Origin of the sequence: Rhodovulum sp. DZ06 (assembly GCF_050586345.1) — a bacterium.
Lineage (GTDB): Bacteria > Pseudomonadota > Alphaproteobacteria > Rhodobacterales > Rhodobacteraceae > JBOCEF01.
Genome location: NZ_JBOCEF010000006.1, coordinates 12,904 through 35,363, shown reverse-complemented (window position 1 = coordinate 35,363; position 22,460 = coordinate 12,904). Strand labels below are relative to the sequence as shown.

The following is a 22,460-nucleotide window of genomic DNA, read 5'->3' as shown; positions in this document are numbered from 1 at the left end:
CACCCGATGCCTTGACCGGGCGCGGCGGAGCGGGAAGGCTCCGCCGCGCCCATGCCTTGTCCGGCGCCGCGCGCCGCGCGCGCCGAATTCCCGCCGAAAGGACCCGACATGACCGCCGAGACCCCCGGCATCATCTGCTGCGCCATCACCGGCTCGCTGCCCACCAAGGACGACAACCCCGCCGTCCCCGTCACCATCGCCGAGCAGGTCGAGAGCACGCAGGAGGCGTTCGAGGCCGGCGCCACCATCGCCCATTGCCACGTGCGCGACGACGAAGGCAAACCCACCTCGGACCCCGAGCGTTTCGCCCGGCTGGTCGAGGGGCTGAAGAAACACGTCCCCGGGATGATCATCCAGCTCTCGACCGGCGGCCGCTCCGGCGCCGGGCGCGAGCGCGGCGGGATGCTGCCGCTGGCGCCCGACATGGCCTCGCTCACGGTCGGGTCGAACAACTTCCCGACGCGGGTCTATGAGAACTCGCCCGACCTCGTGGACTGGCTGGCCGGGGAAATGAAGACCTACGGCGTGAAGCCCGAGATCGAGGCGTTCGACCTGAGCCACATCTTCCAGGCCGCGAAGATGGTCGAGGACGGCCGCCTGACCGGCCCCCTCCACGTCCAGTTCGTCATGGGCGTGAAGAACGCCATGCCCGTGGACCGCGAGAGCTTCGAGTACTTCATCAAGACCACGAAGCGGCTGATGCCCGACGCCACCTGGTGCGCCGCCGGGATCGGCCGCTACCAGCGGGTGCTGAACGAATGGTGCGCCGAACTGGGCGGCCACCTGCGCACGGGGCTCGAGGACAACATCCGCCTGGATCGCGACCACCTCGCCCCGTCCAACGCCGCGCTGGTGAAACTGGCGGTGGAGCAGCTGGAGAAGCATGGCCGCCGCGCCGCCACCGCGTCCGAGGCGCGGGCGATGCTGGGCCTCGCCGCCTGACGCGAGCCTGGTCCGGGGGCGCCCCCGGCGCAAAACGAAAGGGCGGCGCAGGGTTCTCCTGCGCCGCCCTTTTCATGTCCGCGATGCGGCCGGGATCAGATGTAGTTGAACCGGCGGAAGGCGTGCATCGGGATGTCTTCGCGCTTCAGGCCCTGCTCGGCCAGCTCGGCGTCGGACAGGCGCTGCAGGCGTTCGCACTCGCGAAGGCAGCTATTGGCGGGCGCCAGCTTCGCAAGACGCTCCACCGCGGCCTCGAGCGCGTGGCCGATGCGGGCGAAAAGGGGCTCGGACCCCGTGTGAATGTTCGTGTAAGCCATTGTGCGGAAACCTCCGTTGCGTTGGATTGGCTCCCTCCCTTGGCTTCCAGATAAGGCGAAGCGCCCGCCCGCGGCAAGGCGGACGGGCGCAATACTGCGTTGCATCTTGTGCAATGCAACATAAACGATCCCGAAAGGATCGCCGCCGCGCTCAGCCCCGGCGGCGACGCCCGGCCAGCGCCAGCCCCCCGAGGCCGAGCAGCATCAGCGGCGCGGCGGCGGGCAGCGGGATGTCCGAGACCACGGATTCGATCGACAGGATCACCGCCTCGCCCTGCCCGAAGAAGGCGGCCGAATCCGCCCCCGTCCAGGGCGTGCCGTCGGCGTAGAACAGCGCCGCGACCACCGGCCCGAACTCCGCCGCCGCATAGCCGCCATCGACCAGGAAGGTGGCGGCGACCGAGTCGCCCTGGAACAGGATGTTGTCGCCGGTGGCGGTCAGCACCTGCCGGTCATCCGCCGTGCCCGGGTCGGTCCCCGGGTCCACGATGGACAGGATCGACGGGCCCAGCAGCCCGGTCGCGGTGTCGGTGACGAAGCTGAGCAGCAGGCTCAGCTCCGGCCCGTCGGCGGTGAAATCGCCGAAGCTGGTGGAACTCGCCTCGACCCGCAGCTCGCTCGCGCCCGGGAACAGGCCGGTGTCGACCGCCGTCCCAGATCCCTCGGCGAAATCCGCCGCCGCCGGGAAGGCCGCCCCCAGCGCCAGCGCCGCGCCCAGTGCAGCGCCCAGTCCTGCGCCCCGTGCGACGCGCTTGAAATCCGTCTTGTCGAACATGACCGAAATCCTCTCTGCCTTGCGTGCAGAACCCGAAGCCCGGGGGGCGGCGCGAACCGCCCCCCGGCCCGCGCGTCAGATGAAATCGAGGGCGGCGATGTCGTCCACGCCCCGCACCACGATGGTATCGAATTCGCCGGCGTCGGTGAACAGCGTCAAGTCGCCGTTAACCACGTAGCTGGCCATGACCGAGACCCCGGCGCCGAGGCCGATCGCGTCCTCGCCCACGGTGTAGTCGAGCACCTGCACGAAGTCGCGCGTCCCGTTGCCGGCGAGATCGGCGAAGTCGAACACGTCGCCCCCGCCGCCGCCGCCCGCCAGGTCGGTGCCGCCGCCGGGGTTGACCACCTCGTTGTCGTCGCCGCCATGCAGGTCGTCCGACCCGCCCGTGCCGTCCACGGCGACCGGAGAGATCGTCACCGTCACCGTGGTCGGACCCGACAGGTCGGTCCCGTCCGAGGCGCGATAGGTGAAGCTGTCCCCGGTGCTGGCCCCGGGCGCGAGCCGGTCCCACGCCCCGTTCGGGTCGTATTCGAGCGACCCGTCCGCGGCCATGCGGATCAGCGCGCCGGAGGCGAGCGCCACCGCCCCGCCCGGCGCGATGGCCTGGTCGTTGACGGTCTCGATGCTCAGCGGCTGCCCGTCGGGATCGCTGTCATTGGCCAGCACGTCCATCGCGGTGACCGAGCGCGAGACCGCGTCCACCGCGTCGGCGGCGGTGATCGGCGCGTCATCGTCGTCGAGGATCAGCATGTTCGCCTCGGTCCCCGCGGCGAAGCCGTCCCGGTCGATGGAGGAGATGAAGAGGTTGAACGCCTCGTCCGCTTCATCCGCGTAGTCGCCCTGGACCGCCACCTGCGCGGTCGCCACCGCCTGCCCGTCCGCGAAGACGAAGCTGATCGGCGCGCCGGTGACGTCGGCGGCCCCGGCATCGCCCGAGATCCCCACCATGGCCGTCAGCGGCCCGTCGAGATCGCCGGAGCGGGTCGCGGTGACGGTGACGAAGGTCTGGCCCCCGTCGCCCTCGACGACTTCCAGCGGCCCCGCGCCCTCGCCGTCGAACGAGAGGTCGATCACCCCGCCGAAATCATCCTCGACGATGGTGTGGGTCGCGACCGGCTGGGCGCCGATCTGCACCTCGGCCCGGTCGGTGGCGGTGATCTCCGCCCCGATGGTCCGGTCGCCCTCCACCAGGAAGTCGCCGGCCACGGTACGCGAGAAGCTGGCCTGCGCCTGCCCGGCGGCGAAGCTCACCGTCTGCGGCAGGGTCAGCCCGTCCATGGTCACCATCACCGTCGCCGTGGTCGCGACGCTGAGCGAGCCGCTGCGGGTCACGGTGAACCACACGTCCGTGCTGTCGCCCGGGTCCCCTTCATCGGCCGAGGAGGTCGGCGCGGGCGCGAAGCCCGCATCCCCCGGCGCGATCAGCCCGACGGCGATGTTCAGCTCGGACGGCGCCTCGGACACCGTCACGACGGCGGTGGCGGTGTCGAAGCCGCCCTGCCCGTCCGAGATGGTGTAGTCGAAGCTGTCGGTCCCCACGAAGCCCGCATCCGGGGTGTAGAGGATCGACCCGTCGCCCTGGACCGCCGCGGACCCGTTGGCGGGCGTCGTGGCCGAGGTCACGCTCAGCGGATCGCCGTCCCCGTCCGTGTCGTTGCCGAGCACGTTCAGCGCGGTGGCCGAGCCTTCCAGCACGGTGAACGCATCGTCCACCGCCGCCGGGTCCACGTTCACGCCCGCCACGTTGATGGTGAGCGTCGCGGTGTCGGCGCCGCCATTGCCGTCCGACACCGCGTAGACCAGCGTGTCGATGCCCGAGAAACCGGCATCCGGGGTGTAGCGGATCTCGCCCGAGGGCAGCACCACCGCCGAGCCGTTCGCCGGGGCGGTCGCGATGCTCACCGCCAGGGCGTCGCCGTCGACATCCGAGTCGTTGCCCAGCACGGCGACGTCCACCGCCGTGTTCTCGGCCGTCGATGCGCCGTCATCGACCGCGACCGGGTCGTCGTTCTCGCCGGTGATGACCACGGTGACCGTCTGGGTGTCGATGCCGCCGAACCCGTCGCCGATGGCGTAGGTGAAGGTTTCGGTCGTGCTGGCGCCGAGCGCCAGGTCCTCGTACCCGCCGTTCGGATCGAAATCGACATGGCCGTTGGCGTAGACGGTCAGGATCCCGGCCCCGAGCGCCACCGGGGTGGCGAGCGGAAGGGCCCCGCCCCCGAGGTCGATGGAAAGCACCGTCGGCGCGTCGCCATCATAGTCGGTGTCGTTGCCCAGCAGGTTGCCCACGCCCGGCGCATCCTCGGACACGGTCACCGTGTCCGCGGCCGCGACCGGCGCGTGGTTCACCCCGGTGACCGTGATGGTCACCGTGGCCGTGTCCGTCGCCGCATGCTCGTCCGACAGCGTGTAGTCGAAGCTGTCGGTCCCGGTCGCGCCGCGCACCAGCCCGTCGAAGGCGCCGTTCGGGTCGTAGTCGAACGTGCCGTCCGCGCGCAGGGTCAGCGTGGCGCCCGAGGGCAGCAGGACCGGCGTCCCGACATCGCCCGCGACGCCGTTCAGCGCCGCGACCGACAGGACCGCATCCGCATCCGCGTCGCTGTCCGCGCCCGACCCGTTATCCGCCAGCACCGCGCCCGAGAGCCCGGTATCGGCGTCCACCGCGAAGGCGTCGTCCGCCGCCGCCGGCCCGTCATTGGCGCCCACCACCGACACGGTGACCGTCGCGCGGTCCGTGCCGCCATGGCCGTCGCCGATGTCGTAGGTGAAGCTGTAGGACCCGGTGTCGCCGAGATCGAGGTGATCGAACGCGCCGCGCGCATCGACGAACAGCGACCCGTCCGCCTGCACGATCTGCAGGCCCAGGTAGCCCGGCAGGTCCGCCCCGACATTGGCCGCGATCCCGTTCACCGCGATCACCGACAGCGTGTCGCCGTCGATGTCCGTGTCCGGCCCGGCGCCGGTGTCGCCGGTGATGACCGAGAGGGAGATGAACCCGTCCTCGCCCACGCTCACCACGTCGTCGCTCGCCACGGGGTCGTCGTTGACCCCGTTGATGGTGATCGTGGCCGTGGCCGTGTCGGTCCCGCCAAGCCCGTCCGAGACGGTGTAGGTGAAGGTCTCGGTCGCGCTCTGCCCGACGCCGAGGTCCTCATAGGCGCCGTTCGGGTCGAAGGCGACCGAGCCGTCCCCGTTCACCGTCAGCAGCGCCCCCGAGGCCAGCGCGAAGGCGCTGCCCAGCGGGTCCGCCCCGCCATTGACCGCGGTGACGGTGATGGCGTCGCCGTTGGGATCCTCGTCCACCCCGGCGCCGTTGTCGGCGAAGAGGTCGAAGGCCGCCGCCGTCTCCTCGTCCGTCGCCAGCGCGTCGTCGCGGGCCGCGGGGGGCAGGTTGTCCCCCGAGATCACGATGCTCAGCGTCGCGGTGTCGAAGCCGCCGTTCCCGTCCGAGATCGTGTAGGTCACGCTCTCGGTCGCGGTGGAGCCGGAGGGCAGGCCGTCATAGGCGCCGTTCGGGTCGAAATCGAACGTGCCGTCCGAATTGACCGTCAGCAGCGCGCCCGAGGCGAGCGCCTGCTGCACGCCGACCAGCCCCGGAACCCCGTCGACCGCGCTGACGGCCAGCACGTCCGTCGCGTCCGGATCGCTGTCGGCGCCGTTCCCGTTATCGGCCAGGACCGAACCCGAGATCACCGCCGCGGGCGTGCCGGACACGTCGTCATCCTGCGCCACCGGCTGGTCGTTCACGCCGGTGACGGTGAAGTAGACCGTCGCGCCGTCGGTCGCGCCGTGATCGTCGGTGATGGTGTAGGTGAAGGTCTCCACCACCGACTCGCCGTTCGCCAGGTGCTCATAGGCGCCGTTGGGATTGAAGTCGAAGGTCCCGTCCGCGCGCACGGTGACAAGGCCGCCCGCCCCGACGCTGATCGGGGTCCCGACCGCGGCCGCCGACCCGTTCACCGCGGTGATGGTGAAGCCCTCGCCATCCACGTCCGAATCCGCCCCCGCGCCATTGTTGGCGAAGAGATCGCCCGAGAACGCCAGGTCCTCGTTCGTGCCGCGGAAGTCGTTGCGCGCATCGGGGTCGTCGTTCGACCCGTTGACGGTGATCGACACGGTCGCCGTGTCGGTCCCGCCGGTCTCGTCCTCGATGGTGTAGGTGAAGGTCTCCACCACGCTCGCGCCCTGCGCGAGGCCCTGGTAGGCCCCGTTCGGGTTGTAATCGAGCGTCCCGTCCGCGTTCAGCGTCACCCGCGCGCCCGAGGCGAGCGTGACCGGAACCCCGACCGAGGCCGCGCTCCCGTCGATCTCGGTGATCGCCAGGTCCGCGGTCGCCGTCTCGGCATCCGTGTCGTTGGCGCGCACGTCGATGCCCGCAAGCACCGCGTCCTCGCCCACCGACAGGCCGGTGTCGTCCACCGCGTCGGGCGGCGTGTCCTGGCCGGTGATGGTGACCGTGGCCGTGGCCGTGTCGGTCCCGCCGAAGCCGTCCTCGATGGTGTAGGTGAAGCTGTCGGTCGCCGACGCCCCCGCCCCGAGGCCCGCGAAGGCCCCGTTCGGGTCGTAGGAGACCGCGCCGTTCGCCCCCACCGTCAGCAGCGCGCCCGAGGCGAGCGCGATGGTCACGCCCACATTGGCCGCCGACCCTTCGACCGCCGAGACGGCGAAGCTGTCGAGCGTGTCGGGGTCGTCATCGACGCCCGACCCGTTGTCGGCGAACAGGTTGCCGTTCAGCACCCCGGCCTCGCCCACGCTCAGCGCGTCGTCCTGCGCGACCGGGTCGTCGTTGACGCCGATCACCGTGATCGTCAGCACGCCCGTGTCGGTCGCGAACTGGCTGTCCTGGACCGTGTAGCTGACCGTGTCGACCGCCGTCTGGCCCGCGCGCAGGTAGTGGTACGCCGCGCCCGGGTCGTAGATGTAGGTCCCGTCGGACTGCAGCACGATGGTCCCGCCGCCCGCGGTCAGGGCCGAAACCCCGACCGAGCCCGGGGCCCCGGCCACCGCCGAGACGGTCAGCGTGTCGCCCGTGTCGGCATCCGTGTCCGCCCCGGCGCCGGTCAGCACGCTGCCCGACACCGTCGAATCCTCGGAGGTCGACGCCGCGTCGTCCACTGCGACCGGCGCGTCGTTCTCGCCCACCAGGGTGATGGTCACAGTGGCCGTGGCCGAGCCGCCCGCGCCGTCCTCGACGGTGTAGGTGAAGGTCTCGTCCACGCTGTCGCCCAGCGCGAGGCTGTTGAAGGCCCCGTCCGGGACCAGGCTGAAGGCGCCGTCATCGCCGATGGTCAGCATCGAGCCGCCGGCCAGCGCCAGGACGGTGGAGCCGGTGAAGGCCACGCCGTTGACCCGGGTGACGGTCAGCGGATCGCCGTTCGGATCGCTGTCCGCCCCGGCCCCGTTGTCGGCCAGCACGTTGCCGCCGACGGTCGTCGCCTCGGGGGTCGAGAACGCGTCGTCCTGCGCCACCGGGTCCTGGTTCACCGAGTTGATGGTGAAGGTGACCGCGGCGGTGTCGGACGCGCCGTGCTCGTCCTCGAGCGTGTAGGTGAAGCTGTCGGTCCCGCTCGCCCCGTTCGGGTCGTAGACGAAGGTCCCGTCCGGGTTCATCGTCAGGATCCCGCCCGAGGGCAGGGCGATGGGCGCGCCGGTCAGCGGCGTGCCGTTGACCGCCGTCACCGACAGGACCGCGCCCGCGTCGGGGTCGCTGTCGGCCCCGGCGCCCGAGACCACGTTGCCGCTGACGGTCCCGTCCGAGTTGACGTCGAACCCGTCATCCACCGCGTCGGGGGCGTCGTTGGCGCCCTGGACATGCACCGTGGCGATGGCCGTGTCCGTGCCGCCCTCGCCGTCCGACAGGGTGTAGGTGAAGGTGTCGGTCGCCGACGCGCCCAGGGCCGTGCCCTCGAACGCGCCGTTCGGATCATAGCTGAACGTGCCGTCGGAATTGACCGTCACCAGCGCGCCCGAGGGCAGCAGGAAGGCCCCGCCGATCGCCCCGCCGTCGCCGTTGATCGCGGTCACCGACAGCGCGTCGCCGCCCGGGTCGCTGTCCGCCCCGGCGCCGTTGTTGGCCAGCAGGTCGCCCGCGGTCGCGGGGCCGTCCTCCTGCGCCGTGAACCAGTCGTTGCGGGCGACCGGGTCGGCGTTGCCCACCGTCACCGTGAAGCTGTCGGTCTCGACCGAGTTCGCCTCCCCGGCGTTGTCATTCACCGTGACGGTCACGGTGTAGACGCCCTCGGCCCCGAAGACATGGGACCGCGACGGGGTCAGCGAGCTGGAGTTGAACATGTCCGGCCCGCTGCCGTCGCCCCAGTCGATGCTGAAGCTGGCATTGTCGCCGTCCGGGTCGGTCAGGGTGAAGGTGCGGGTGAAGCTCTGGCCCTCGAGCGAGGATCCGTTCGGCCCGGCCTCCAGCCCCGGCGCGTCGTTGACGGGCGCGAGGTTGATCTGCGCCGCCGCGATGGTCGGCGAGAAGGCGAGCCCGTCCGACGCGCTCCACAGGAAGGTGTCGGCGCCGAACGCGTCCGGCTGGCCGAGATAGGTCAGGTCCCCGGCGAGAAGCTGGGCGCGGGTGATCTCCTGCCCGTCGATCACCGGGACGCCCTGGAACATCAGCGTGCCGTTGGGCACGGATTCGATGCGGATCGCGGCCAGGTCCTGGCCGTCGGCGTCGGTGAACCCGGCGTCGAACACCTCCACGCCGATGGTGATCAGCGTGTCCTCCTGCCCCTCGATGGTCACCGGGGACAGCACCGGCGCGTCGTTGCCGAACACCTGCACCGAGACCGAGCCGTCCCAGGACACCGCGAAGCCGCCGCCCGGCAGCGCCGCCAGCGAGGGCTCCACCTGGTAGCCCGCGGTGACGGTGTTCACCAGCTGCTGGCTGTCGATGCGCGACCCGTCGGCGTCATACTGCTGGACCAGGATGTCGTACTGGTCGCCGCCCGAGGCGTACCAGGACGACCAGGCGATGACGAAGCCGCCGCTGTCGAGGGCGACCACGTCCGGCTGCCACTGGGTCGAGCTGCGCTCGTCGTTGACGCGGAACTCCTGGCTCAGCGCCGTGCCGTCGGGCGCGTAGATGCGCGCGTAGACGCCGTTGCCCGACAGGTCGGCCCCGCCATCGGTCCAGGTGAAGACCAGGTTGCCGTTGGTCAGCGTGTCGACATGCACGTCGCTCTGGCCGCCCGCCGAGGTGGCGTTGACCTGGAACTCGGTCCCCACCTTGGCGCCCGCCGCGTCGAAGCGCTGGGCGAAGACGCCCGCGGCGCCGTTGTCGGCCGCCGCGTCGCGCCAGGTCACCAGGTAGCCGCCATCATCCAGCGCGGTGATGGCCGGCGCTTCCTGCGCGCTGGCGGTGGTGGTGTTGGCCACCGACTGCGCGCCCCAGCCGGTCCCGGGGGTGTAGATCCGGGTCAGCACGCCGTAGGAATTGCCGTCGCCGGCGCCCGTGGAGGCGTCGCTGTACCAGGTGAAGGCGATGGCGCCGGAGGCCAGCTCCACCGCCTCGGGGGCGTACTGGAAGCCGTTGGCGAACTCGGCCACGGCGGTCTCGCCCGTGCCCGTCACGATGGCGGACCCGTCGAGCTCCACCGCCTGCCCCGACGCGTCGAAGCGGCGGGCGACGATGTCGTCATAGTTGGGGCTGCCGCCGGTATAGGTGCGGAAGACCACCAGGAAGCCGCCGTCGGACAGGCCGGTGACGAAAGGCTCGTGCTGGCCGTTGGCCGACGCGCCGTTGACCTGGAACTCGTCCGAGTCGCCCGAGGCGAGGCCGGTCCCGTCGCGGGCCAGCTTGTCGCCCTGCGCATCGAAGCGCTGCGCGAAGATGCCGTAGCCGTCGCCGTCCTGGCCGTTGTCGCGCCACACGACGATGAAATCGCCGTCCGTGCCCGGGATCGAGGCGAGGTGGCTCTGGTCCGTCGGGAAGCCGCCGCCCGCGGTCGCGTCCCGCTCGACCCCCACCGGGGTCGCGCCGTCGGCGCCGGGGGTCACGGTCACGTCGATATAGACCGGCTCGGTGGCCCCGCCCTGCCCGTCGGTCACCGACAGGCGCAGGCGGCGCTCCTCCAGCGGGTCGTCCGAGAGGTTGCGGTAGGTCAGGCTCTCGATCAGCAGCTCGACGATCTCGGCGGTCACGCCGGGTTCGAGGAGCAGCTCGAACGGCCGCGTCTGCGCGCCGTCCTGCACGATGGTCGCCACCAGCGCGCCGTCGACCGACACCGCGGTCCCGGCGATGGTGATGCGCGCCGTCGCCCGCAGCCCGAGCACGTCCTGGGTCAGGTCGTCGGGCGACGCGATCTGGTCGATCAGCGGGGCCGAGGAGGTGACGGAGCTGAGCAGGATCGACCCGCCGCCGAAATCATCCACCCCGGGGTGCGAGACCGCGACCGCGCCGTTGGCGTCGATCAGCTGCGGCACGCCGTTGACCGTGTTCTCGGCGAAGGTGACCGTGGCGTTGACGCCCTCGAGCACCGGGGACGCGGCCGCCGGCGGGGTCGAGGCGTCGCCGATGATGCGCCCGAACACGCCCGCGCCGTCGCCGTCGGTCGAGTTGCCGTCCGTCCAGGTCGCGACCAGACGCCCGTCGGAGAGAAGGGCCACCTCAGGATCATCCTGCCAGCCATCGGTGGTCTGGTTGATCACCCGCGGATCGTCGATCAGCGTGCCGTCCGGCCCGACCTGGGCCAGGACCGCGGCATAGCCGTTCCCGTCCAGGTTGCTGTCGGCATACATCACCGCGAAGCCGCCGCCCGGCGTCGCCGCCAGCGCGGGTTGGATCTGGGAGCCATCGGGCAGCGCCGAGACGAGGAATTCCTCGTCCAGCGCCACGCCCGCGGCGTCCAAGCGCCTGGCGAACACGCCGTAGCCGTAGTTGCTGTCGGTCTGCTCCTGGAAATAGCTGGTCCAGGCCACCGCCCAGCCGCCGCCCTCGAGGGCGACCACCTGCGCGTCGTCCTGGGCGCCCCGCTCGTAGTCGTTGACCTGGATGGCCACGCCCTGCGGCGTCCCCGCGGCGTCGAAGCGCTGCAGGAACACGCCCGCGTCGCTCGACCCGCCCGTCTCCTGGCCGTTCACGTGCCAGGCCACGGCGATGGAGCCGTCCGCCGCCACCGACACCGCCGGTTCGGCGATGGAGGAGCCGAGCCCCGCCGCCACGTTCTGCGCCGAGAGCAGCGCGCCGGTCGCGTCGTAGCGCTCCAGCCGCACCTCGTATTCGCCGGTGGTGTAGTCATAGCCGCGCGACACCGCCACGAACCCGCCCGAGGGCGTGGCCGCAAGGTCGCCGGTATGGCCCGAATCGTTGCTCCCCGCGCTCATCGGCTGCGGCGCGCCCACCGGGGCGCCCGCCGCGTCGTAGACCTGCAGCAGCACCGCCTCGCGCGACGCGAAGGCGTTGGAATCGTCGGTATAGGCGACCACGAAGCCGCCCCCGGTCAGCCCGATCACCGCCGGGTCATGCTGGGCCCCGGCGGCCGAGAGGTTCACCTGGAACTCCGGCCCCGCGGGCGCGCCGCTGGCGTCGTAGCGCTGGGCGAAGACGCCCGAGTTGTTGTCGCCGGTGGCGTCCTGGTTGATCGAGCGCCAGACGGTGATGAAGCCGCCATCGGCGAGCGCCGCCACGTCGGACTGGTTCTGGCTGTTGGCGGCGAAGGAGTTCACCTGGAACGCGTCGCGCACCGGGAACATGCCGTCCGTCTCGGGCGCGATCTCCAGCGTGGTGGAGAACCGGGCCGAGCCGCCGTCGCCATCGGTCAGCTGCACCGCCGCAAGGCGCGTCGGGCTCGGCGCGTCCGAAAGGTTCTGGTAGCCGACCGCGCGCAGCACCGCCTCGACCGCCGCCGCGTCCGCCGCGGCGGTGAAGGTCACCGTCAGCGGCGCGCCCGCCGTCTCGCCCGACACCGCGCCCACCGCGACGCCGTCCACCAGCACCGTCGCGCCGGCGCGGGTCACGGACCCGGTCTCGGTCAGCGTGAACAGGTCCTGGCCGAAACCGTCCTGGTCCGGGGCGTCGGGGCGCAGGTCGTCCGCCTCGATCAGGCCGACGGTCAGCACGCCGCCCGCGAAATCGGCGGAATCCGCGTCCGCCGCGTCGACATCCGCGAACACGAGCTGCGGGCCCGCGTTCACGTCCGCCTCGGTCAGCGCGACCGAGGCCGGGACGCCGCCGAAGGCCGGGTCTTCCGCCCCGACCGGCGCGCCGGCCGCGGTGAAGGCGCGGGTGTAGACGCCGCCCGAGGACCCGTCCTGCCCGATGAAGGACACCGCGAAGCCGCCGCCCGGCAGCGCCGCGAGGGACGCCTGGCTCTGGCTGCCGGAGGTCGCGTCGTTCAGCTGCATCTGCCCGTCGATGCGCGACCCGTCCGCCGCGTAGACCTGGGCGAACACGCCGTAGCCGCCGCCGTCGGCGCGGTCGTCGGTCCAGGCCACGACCCAGCCGCCGCCCTCGAGCCCGATCACGTCCGGCTCCCACTGGGTGCCGGTGTAGTCGGAATTCACCAGCCGCTCGCCGTCCACCGGGGCCCCGGCGGCGTCGTAACGCTGCATCATCACCGCGTAGTTCGACCCGTCGAGGGCGTTGGACTGGTCGGTCCAGGTCACCACGAAGCCGCCATCGGCCAGCGCCGCGACATGCGGCTCGTACTGGCCGTTGAGCGTGGTGGTGTTGACGATGAACTCGGCCCCCGCCGGGGTCCCGTCGGGATTGAGCATCCGCGCCGCGACGGCGGCGCCCGACCCGTCGCCCGAGGCGCCCGAGCTTTCGGCGTACCAGACCGCGACCAGCTGGCCGCCGGCCAGCTGCACGATGTTCGGCGTGTACTGGGTGCTGTCGGTGGCCTGGTTGACCTGGAAGGACACGTCGCGCGCCGTCCCGTCCGCGTCGAAGGCGCGCCCGAAGACGCCCCAGCCCGACCCGTCGCGGCTGCCGTCATCGCCCCAGGCGACCATGAAGCCGCCATCCGCCAGCGCCTCGACGCTGGGCTGGGACTGGCCGCTGACGGTGACGTCGTTCACCAGGAACGACCCGCCGACGGGCTGGTTGTCGACGCCGAACACCTGGCCGTAGAGCCCGGCGCCCGAGGTCTCGCCCGCCGCGAAGCCGTCGGGGTTGCGGCCCGAATTGTCGGCCCAGATCACCACGTAGCCGCCGTTCGCAAGGCCCACGACCGAGGGTTCGTACTGGTTGTCCGACCGGTTGACATGCGCCGCGAAGGGCAGCCCCACCGGGTTTCCGTCGAGGTCCGAGACCTGCACGTAGACGCCGCCGTTGTTCGACGCCGGGTCGAGATCCTGCCCGTGGGAGCGCCAGGCGGTGACGTAGCCGATCTGCGCCCCGCCCGCGTCGAAGATCGCCGAGATCTCCGGGTCGCTCTGGTCGCCCGCGGTGAACACGTTCAGCGCGCGCTCGGACCGGGCGCTGAGGCCGAGGTCGGTCTCGGGCGTCACCTCGACCGTGAACAGGATCGGGTCCGAATGCCCGCCGTCGCCATCGGTGACCTGCAGGCCGAACTCCCGGCTCTCGATCGGGTCCGAGGACCCGTTGGCATAGGCCAGGCGGGCGACCACGCGCTCCACCTCCGGCGCGCCCGCGGCGGCGTTGAAGGTGATCAGCAGGTCGGCGCCCGCCTGCCCGTCCGAGGTCACGGCGCCGACGATCACGCCGTCCACGCGGACCACGCCCGCGACCACGGTCACGCCGTCCCCGTCCAAGAGGCTCAGCGCGTCCTGCTCGGCCCCGTCGCCGCCGCCGAACAGCGCGTCGCCGGGAAGGTCGGAGATGGACTGCCGCCACACGTGCAGCGTGCCGCCGTCGAAATCGGCGCTGTCGGCGTCGACCAGCCCCACGAGCGCCTCGGGCGCCAGCAGAACCGGGCCCGCGTTCACCGCGTCCTCGGCCAGCGCCGCGTCGAAATCGCCGACCAGCGCCGGGCCGCCCGCGCCGCCGGTCGGGGCCGGGGCGTCCCACAGCGCGCTGAACACGCCGTTGCCATTGCCGTCGTCCTGCTCCCAGGCCGCGGCGATGGCGCCCGAGTTCAGGATCGCGAAGGCGCCGTCATACTCGGTGATCCCGTTGTCCTGCGACAGCTGCCGAACGCCGCCGTCGAAGCTGCCGTCCGGCATCACCTTGGTCGCCAGGATGTCGTAATCCGAGGTGTTGTCGAAGGCGTAGCGGCCCGACCACAGGCCGATCACGCCGCCGTCGGCCGTCGCCTCGAGCCCGATCAGGAAGTCCGAGCCGGAGGCGGCGTTGCCGATGCGGATGTCGCCGGTCACCGCGTTCCCCGCGGCGTCGAAGAAGCGCACGATCGGGTCGTTGCTGTCGAGATAGCCGGTGAAGCCGACCGCGAACCCGCCCGAGGGCAGCGTCGCCGAGGGCGCCAGCGCCACCACGAACGGGTCCTGCTGCGCGCCCGCGGTGACTTCGGAGAGCACGACCTCCTCGACCCCCGGGGCGGCGCCGTCGAAGCTGACCAGCGTGCCGCCGCCCGCCGGATCGACCCGCTGGCCCATCACGCCCGAGCCGGAGCCGTCGGCGCCGCTGCCGTCCTGCCAGACCACCATCAGGTCGCCGCCCGGCAGCTCGGTCACCGACACGCTGTTCTGCGTGCCGGAGGAGGCGTTCACCACCAGGCTCGCCCCCGCGGGCGTGCCGTCGGCGTTGAAGATCCGCAGCAGCACCTCGTCGCCGCTATGCGCGGAGTTGTAGACCACCGCGAAACGCCCGTCCGACAGCGCGACGCCGCGCGCGTCGTTCTGGACCGAGGAGGTGACGTCGTTCACCGCGAAGCTGGCGCCGTCGAGCGACCCGTCCGGGTTCACGAAGCTGGCGCGCACGCCGTGGCTGGAGCCGTCGGAGCCGTTCTCCTCGTTCCACAGCACCACCACGCGCCCGTCATTGAGGGCGAAGGCGTCCGTGGGCCGCTGGTTGCCGGGGGTGTAGTCGTTGACCGCGAATTCCGCGCCGGACTTGACGCCCTGGGCGTCGAAACGCTGGCCGAACACGCCGTCGTCGACGCTCCCGGCCTCCTGGTTGTAGGAGGCCCAGAAGATCATGTAGCCGCCATCCGCGGTCGCCGCGATGACCGGCAGGTCCTGCGCGCCCGGGGTGTGGGTGTTGACGAGGGTGATCTCCTCGGCGCCCGCCGCGCCGGACTGGTCGCGGCCGATATAGAGGGTCTCGGACAGGTTCGCGGTCTGGCCCGCGCCGTTGCGGACCTCGAGCGCGACGTTGGACTCGTCCGTGCTGACCCCGACCTGGTTCGGCAGGGCGATGGTGAAGGCCTCGATCAGCGCCTCGACCGCCTCGGAATCCGCCGCCGCGTTCAGGTCGACCTGGAACCGGGTCCCGCCGGTTCCGGGATAGGACGCGTTGACCGTGCCGATCAGCACGCCGCCATAGGTGACGTTCCCGCCGGAGAAGCCGATCTGGCCCGCGCCGGTCCCGTCATCGCGCAGCGACAGCTCGGCGTTGAACTGGGGGATGTCGATATAGACATGGCCGCCCGCGAAGCTGTCGGCCTCGAAGCCCTGGAGGTCGACATGCGCGTCGAGCGTCACCGGCCCGGCCCGCAGGTCCGCCTCGGACCCGATGGTCCAGTAGGCGTTGGACTCGGTCGGCGTCTCCATGAAGTCGTCGATGGCGCGCGAGGCCGCCGGGGCGGTCCCGAGATGGATGGTCACGCCCCCGGGGACGGAGCGCGCGCCCGAGGCGTCGGTCAGCGCATAGCCCACGGCCTTGGTGCTGCCGGTGATGTTGGCCGAGAGGTCGCCGCTCGAGTACGCCGCCCGCTCCAGGATCGCCTTGACCGCTTCCGCGTCGGCGGCCCCGGTCAGCGCGATGGACAGGGCCTGGCCCCCGGTCCCGTCCTCGACCGCGTCGATGGCGCCGACCACCGTGCCGTCCACCAGGATGTCCGACCCCGACAGGGTCACCGCCCCGCCCGCCTCGATCGACAGCGCGTCCAGCGCGTCGCCGTTGTAGGACCAGAACAGCCGCAGCTCGCCGCCCGCAAGCGCGGCCGAGCCGGTCTCGATCCCCAGCCCGTCATCGATCAGCACCGGGCCCGCGACCGCGTCCGCCGCGCCGATGGTCACGTCGATCTCGAGGTCGAGGATCGCCGGCACGTCCAGCGCCGGGGCCGGGGCCGCGAACAGGCGCATCGCCACGCCGTCGCCGCTGCCGTCGCCGGTGTCGGCGGTGGTCCCGGTGGCGTAGGTCGGCTCGCGCCACAGCGCGCCGAAGCCCGCGCCGCCATCGGTGGCGAACAGGAAGGGCTCGGTTTCATTGGCGTATTGCGAGGGCGGGCTGATGGCGAATTCGCCGTCGATCCGCGCGCCCGAGGCGTCGTAGCGCTGGCCGCGGATCTCGCTGTCATAGGCGCCGTTCACATAGCCGCGCCAGCCGACGACGAAGCCGCCGTCGGCGAGCGCCACCAGCGAGGGTTCGTACTGGTTGCCGACGGTGTTCTCGTTCACCCGGAACTCGTCGCCCAGCGCCGCGCCGGTCGCGTCGAAGATCCGCGCATAGACGCCGTCCGCGCCGCCGTCCTGCAGGCTCGAGGCCCAGGCGATGACGAAGCCGCCGCCCGCCAGGCCGATCACCTCGGCCGCGTCCTGGGCGCCCAGCGCGTACTGGTTGACCTGGAAATCGGACACCGGGGCGCCCGCGGCGTCGAAGACCTGCGCGCGCACCTCGGCCCCGCTGTCGTCGGCGCGGTAGACCACCACGTGCCCGACCTCGGCCGCGCCGTCGGTGAAGACGGCGACGTCGTGGGCATACTGGGGACCGGTCGTCGTGCCGTTGGCCACCGTGACCGGCCCGACCGCAGCGCCGCCGGCGCCGACGGCGACCTTTGCCTGCAGCACCGCGTAGGACGACCCGTCGAAGGTCGAGGAGTTGTTCCACCAGGTGGCGATGAAGCCGCCGTCGGCGGTGGCGCTGGCGCGCACGTTGTAGGCGTTGCCGACCGAGCTGTCGTCGAGCAGGACCGAGGACCCGACCGGCGCGCCGGTGGAATCATAGACCTGCACCGCGATCTGGTTGGACGCGCGATAGGTCAGCGCCGCGAAGCCGCCGCCCGCGAGGGACACGATCTCCTGCGGGACCGAGGTGGTGGGCGCATCGGGGTCGAGCGTGAATTCGTCGCCGAGCGGGGCGCCCGAGGCGTCGAAGGCCTGGGCGCGGGCGACATACCCGACCTGCGGGTCATAGCTCGCCCAGGCGGTGATGATGTTCCCCGCCCCGAAGGTCCCGCCCACCGGGCCGTACTGGGTGCTCTCGTGGGTGGTGTTGATGGTGATGTCCGCGCCGCCCTCGAGGGCGCTGTCGATCTCGGGCGTCACGCGGATATCGATGCTCTGCGACGCGCCCGCATGGCCGTCGCTGTCGGTCACGTCGAGGCGCAGCGTGCGCAGCGCGCCCGGCGCGTCGGACGGGTTGGCGTAGCCGAGCGCGGAGATCACCGCCTCGACATCCTCGCGCCCCGCCGCCGCGTTGAAGGCGACGGTGAAGGGCGCGCCGTTCGCGCCCGAGGAGGTGATCGCGCCGACCGCGACGCCGTTCACCGACACGGTCCCGCCGGAAACCTGCACGTCGCCCGCGCCGACATCGCCGGTCACCAGGCCCATCTGATCCTGGCCGAGCCCGTCGGTCCCGACGAACTCGTCCACGTCGCGCGGGTCCTCGACGCTCAGCGTCACCGTGGCCCCGAGGAAGGTGACCGCGTCGGCGTCGGTGAAGGCGACCGCGCCGTCGGCGTCGATCCGCTGGAAGCCCGCCTGCACGTCCGCCTCGTCGAAGGTGGCGGCGTCCGAGAAGCCGAGCACCTCGGGGGCGGCGTCGGTGAAGAAATCGCCCGGCGCGCCGAACAGGCGCTGCTGGACCTGGTTCGCCTCGGTCCACACGACCGCGAGGCCGCCGCCGGTCGGCGCGACCAGCTCCACCGCGCCGTCGGCGGTGTTGGTCCCGTCATTGAGCTTCATGCCCCGGTCGAGCAGCCGCCCGTCGGCGCTCAGGACCTGCAGGTAGGCCTCGTTGCTCTGCTCCGAGCTGACGGCGATGCGGCCGTCGGCCAGCACCGCCACGTCGACCTGGCCCCCGGTCCCGGGCCCGCCCACGAAGATCTCGTCGGTGATCGGCGCGCCCGAGGCGTCGAAGATCCGCGCCATCGGCCCCGAGACGCCGTCCTCGCCCGGGCCGTTCCAGGCGATGACGAAGCCGCCCGCCGCGGTGACCGCGATGGCGGGGTATTCCTGGGTCCCGGCGAGGGTCTGGTTCACCGTGAAGCCCGCGCCCGAGGGGGTTCCGTCGGCCCCGATGATCTGCGCGCGGATGTCGTAGGAGGTGACGGAGCCCTCGGTCAGGTATTCCTCCCACACCGCGACCGTGACGCCCGAGGGCAGGGTCACGATGTCGGGGTAGTAGACGGCGCCGGTGCTGGGCAGCACCACCTCGTCGAGGCCCGCCGACAGCCCGTCGCGCGCCAGGGGCGCGCCCGAGGCGTCGAAGCGCTGCATCATGATGTCGGCGGCGTCATCCGCCCAGATCGCCCAGAACCCGCCATCGGGCAGCGCCGAGAGGTTCGGGTATTGCTGCGTCCCCGCGGTGGTGACGTTCATCTGCACCGGGCCCGAGACCAGCGCGCCCGCCGCGTCATAGGTGTTGACGTAGACGCCGTTGACGTCGGCGCCCGACCCGCCGCGCCAGGCCACGGCATAGCCGCCGCCGGCCAGGCCGATCACCGTCGGCTGGTAGTTGAGCGCGCCGTCGGCATCCGCGACCAGCGTCTCCGGCCCCGAGGGATAGCCCTCGGAGTCGAAGCGGCGCAGCTTCACTTCGCTGTCCTCGAGATAGACGGCGACCCAGCCGCCATCGGTCAGCGCCGCGGCGGTGGAGGCCCCCTGCGCCGCGCCCGCATCGGGCGCGATGTCCGCCGCCGGGGCCAGCGGCTGCAGCGCGTCGGGCTCCGCCGCGTCGGTCACGTTGACCGCCACGTCGACCGACCCGGACCAGCCGCCGTCGCCATCCGACAGATCGATGCTGTAGGTCCGCGCCGCCGAGGGCGCGTCCGAGGCGTTGGCATAGCCGAGCGCGGAGAGCAGCGCGCGCACGTTCTCGATCGTCGCGCCCGGCAGGAAGGTCAGCACCAGGTCCGCGCCCGCGGCGCCGTCCGACACGATGGTCGCGACGTCGGTCCCGTCCACGCGCACGGTGGACCCGGCGACGGTCACGCCGCCCACGGCGCGGATCAGCAGGCTGTCCTGGGTTTCGTCGTCGCCCGGCTCATAGGCGTCGATCCCGGCCTCGACCAGGTGGCGGCTGACGCGCAGGGTCCCGCCGTCGAAATCGGCGGAATCCGAGTCCGACACCGAGAATCCGAGCGGCAGCAGCGCCGCGCCCGCCTGGGCCTCGTCCTCGGTCAGGTCCAGCGTCTCGGACAGGCTGCTGAACACCGGCGCGGCCGAGCCGGTGGCGACGCCCACGAGGCGGAAGCTCAACCCGTCGCCCCAGGCGTCGCCCTCTTCCGTCGAGGTGGTGCCCCAGGCGGCCACGTAGCCGCCGCCCGCCAGGCCGACCAGCTCGACGCCGGTCTCGGTCCCGTCATTCTCGTTGAGCAGCCGCTGGGTGTCGCGGCGCGACCCGTCGGCGTTGAATTCCTGCACCCAGGCGCCCTGGACGTCGGTGATCCCGGTCTCGGGCTCGACGCCCCAGCCGCGGAAGGCCACCGCGAAGCCGCCATCGGCGAGCGCGGTCACCGACTGCACGAACTGGTTGTTGGCGACGGATTCCGGGACCCGGATCTCGTCCGTCTTCGGCGCGCCAGTGGAATCGAACACGCGCATGTAGACGCCGCCCGCCGACCCGTCGGCGCCGTCGTCGCCCCAGGCCGCGACGATGTCGCCATTGGCCAGGACGGCGAGCTGCGGCGAGGCCTGCTGGCCGAAGGTGGTCTGCGCCAGCTGGATCTCGGCGGTTTCGGCCGCGCCGGTCGCGTCATAGATCCGCATCTTGGCGGCATAGCCCGACCCGTCGCCCGAGGCGTCGTAATCGGTCCAGGCCACGGCGAAGCGGCCGGAATCGAGGCCGACCACGTCGGAGACGTTCTGGTCGCCGGTGGTCTGGGTGTTGACGATGGTCTCGCCCCCGACGGGCGAGCCGGCGGCGTTGTAGACCTGCATGGCGACGCCGTAGCGGTCGCCGTCGCCCGAGCCGCCGGAGGTCCAGGCCGACCAGGCGACCACGTAGCCGCCATTGCTCAGCGCCGTCACCTCGGGCTGGTACTGGGTGCTGGACCCGTTGGTCTCCACCACCTGGTTCTCGGCCACGACGGCGCCGGTGGAATCGTAGCGGGTCAGGCGGATGCTGGTGTTGCCCTCGGTCCAGGCCACGACCCAGCCGCCATCGGTCAGCCCCGCGACCTCGGCGTCGGCCGAGCTCAGGTCGACGTCGCGGACCATCACCTCGGGGCCCGTGGGCACGCCGTCGGCGTCGAAGCGGCGCATGGCGACGCCGGTGCCGCCGCTGTCGGGATCCGCCGCGGTCCAGACCGCCACGAAGCCGCCATCGGCCAGGTCGCTCATCGCCACGTCGTTCTGGTGGTCCGAGGTGACGGCGTTGAGGCGCTTCTCCTCGGTGGTGAACGCCGCCGCCTCGTCCGAGCGGGTGACGGTCACGTCGATGCGCAGCGGGTCCATGCCGCCGCCGTCGCCGTCCTCGAAGGTCAGCTGCAGCGGGATGGCCACGTCGGGATCGTCCGAGGCGGTGCCGAAGCCCAGGTGCTCGACCAGGATCTCCACCGCCGCGGCGTCGGCGGCGGCGTTGAGGTCCACCACCAGCGGCGCGCCGCCGGTCCCGTCCGAGGAGAGCGTGCCGACCTCGACCCCCATCACCCGCACCGAGGCGCCGACCACGGTCACCGCGCCGCCGGTCACGAAGCCGAAGATGTCCTGCCCGGTCGCGTCCACCGGCAGGAAGCCGTCATTCGACAGCTCGTAGGTCAGGCGCGACAGCATCAGGCGGCCGCCGTCGAAATCGGCGGAATCGAGGTCCGACACCGCCGCGGCGCCGTCGGCGTCGAGGCGCACGAGGCCCGCCTTCAGGTCCGCTTCCGCCAGGGTGACGGCGGTGGAGAGGGCCTCGATCTCGGGCGAGGCGGGGAAGTCGCGGGTCGCGCCCGGATCGCCGACCAGGCGCGAGAGGACGGACCAGCTGTCGGCATCCCCGGCCTCGTTCCCCGAGCCGGAGACGTAGACCGCCACCACGTCGCCGGTGGCGAGGCCCGCGACGTCATAGGAATACTGGTCGCCGTTGGTCGATTCGTTGATCAGCGTCTCGGGGCCCGTGGGCACGCCGTCGGCGTCGAAGGCGCGGCCGAAGACGCCGCGCGAATAATAGCCGTCGGTCAGGTCGGCGGCGCTGTTGTTGTAGTGGATCGAGGTCCAGGTCATGTAGAAGCCGCCATCGGCGGTGGCCTCGACGGCGACGTTGTTCTGGGTGTTGAAGATGGTCTGCGGGGCGGTCAACTCGCCCGTCACCGGGGTCCCGTCGGCCTCGTAGACGCGGTACATCGCGCCGTGACCCTCTCCGTCCGCGCTCCCGGTATCGCGCCAGGCGACGACGAAGCGTCCGCCCGCCAGGCCCGCGACCTGCGCGTCGTCCTGGTCCGCGCCGGTGGAGACGTTGACCTGGAAGTCCGTCGCAAGCGGCGTCCCCGAGGCGTCGAAGATGCGCCCGCGCACGGAATCGCCCGACCCGTCGCGGCTTTCGTTATCGGTCCAGATCGCGACATAGCCGCCGCCCGGCAGGGTGGCGGAGGGCGCGAGGGACGCGAGGGTCACGTCGCCCTCGGTCTGGTAGGCGAGGTTCTCGCCGGTCACGTTGGCGGGGAAGCCCGCGCCCGCGACGGAGCCGTCGGGGTTGAAATGGCGCAGGTAGAAGTCCTGGAAATAGCCGACGGTGGTGGCGCCGTTCGCCATCCAGCCCACCACGAAGCCGCCGCCGGGCAGGTCGGTCACGGTCGGGGCGCGGTCGTCATAGGTGGCGCCGTCCGACACCTCGACCGAGGCGCCCAGCGCGGTTCCGTCGGCGGCGAACTTGCGCGCGTAGACGTCGTCGCGGGCGCCCGCATCGGTCTGCCACACGACGACGAAGCCGCCGTCATCGGTGGCGGCGACCGCGGGGGCGGTCTGACCGCCCACGGCGGCGTCGTTGACCAGGAATTCCGGCCCGACCGGTTCGCCGAGATCGGTGTAGAGGCGCGCGGCGATGCCCTCGCCGTCGCCATCCTTGTTCGGGGTCTGCCAGACGACGACATAGCCGCCCCCGGCCAGCGCCGTGACCTGGGGATAGTTCTGCCCCCCGGCGGTGATGACGTTGACCAGTTGCTCGGACGAGACCGGGATGTTCATGGCGAAGGCCC

Annotated in this window: 4 protein-coding genes; 1 reads left to right on the top strand and 3 read right to left on the bottom strand. The window is 72.0% G+C overall.

Annotation, left to right across the window (positions count from 1 at the left end):
- The first annotated feature begins 108 nt into the window (after positions 1–108).
- Positions 109–942, top strand: coding sequence for a 3-keto-5-aminohexanoate cleavage protein (locus ACQ5SO_RS04335; protein WP_430940355.1), 834 nt, complete (start codon positions 109–111; stop codon positions 940–942).
- Between the two features lie 95 nt (positions 943–1,037).
- Here ACQ5SO_RS04335 and ACQ5SO_RS04330 read toward each other — a convergent pair whose 3' ends face one another.
- From ACQ5SO_RS04330 to ACQ5SO_RS04320, 3 genes are all read right to left on the bottom strand, one after another.
- Entirely contained in the window at positions 1,038–1,259 is a 222-nt protein-coding gene (locus ACQ5SO_RS04330) for a DUF1127 domain-containing protein (RefSeq protein ID WP_430940354.1), read from the bottom strand.
- A 151-nt stretch (positions 1,260–1,410) separates the two neighbouring features.
- Positions 1,411–2,034: a VPLPA-CTERM sorting domain-containing protein gene (locus tag ACQ5SO_RS04325; protein WP_430940353.1), complete on the bottom strand. Its 624-nt coding sequence runs from the start codon at positions 2,032–2,034 to the stop codon at positions 1,411–1,413.
- A 75-nt stretch (positions 2,035–2,109) separates the two neighbouring features.
- Positions 2,110–22,449, bottom strand: a complete 20,340-nt coding sequence (locus ACQ5SO_RS04320) for an Ig-like domain-containing protein (RefSeq protein ID WP_430940352.1) — start codon at positions 22,447–22,449, stop codon at positions 2,110–2,112.
- Positions 22,450–22,460 lie beyond the last annotated feature (11 nt).

Coding starts and splice junctions, on each gene's coding strand:
- ACQ5SO_RS04335 (WP_430940355.1), top strand. CDS start 109: ATGACCGCCGAGACCCCCGGCATCATCTGCTGCGCCATCACCGGCTCG.
- ACQ5SO_RS04330 (WP_430940354.1), bottom strand. CDS start 1,259: ATGGCTTACACGAACATTCACACGGGGTCCGAGCCCCTTTTCGCCCGC.
- ACQ5SO_RS04320 (WP_430940352.1), bottom strand. CDS start 22,449: ATGAACATCCCGGTCTCGTCCGAGCAACTGGTCAACGTCATCACCGCC.
- ACQ5SO_RS04325 (WP_430940353.1), bottom strand. CDS start 2,034: ATGTTCGACAAGACGGATTTCAAGCGCGTCGCACGGGGCGCAGGACTG.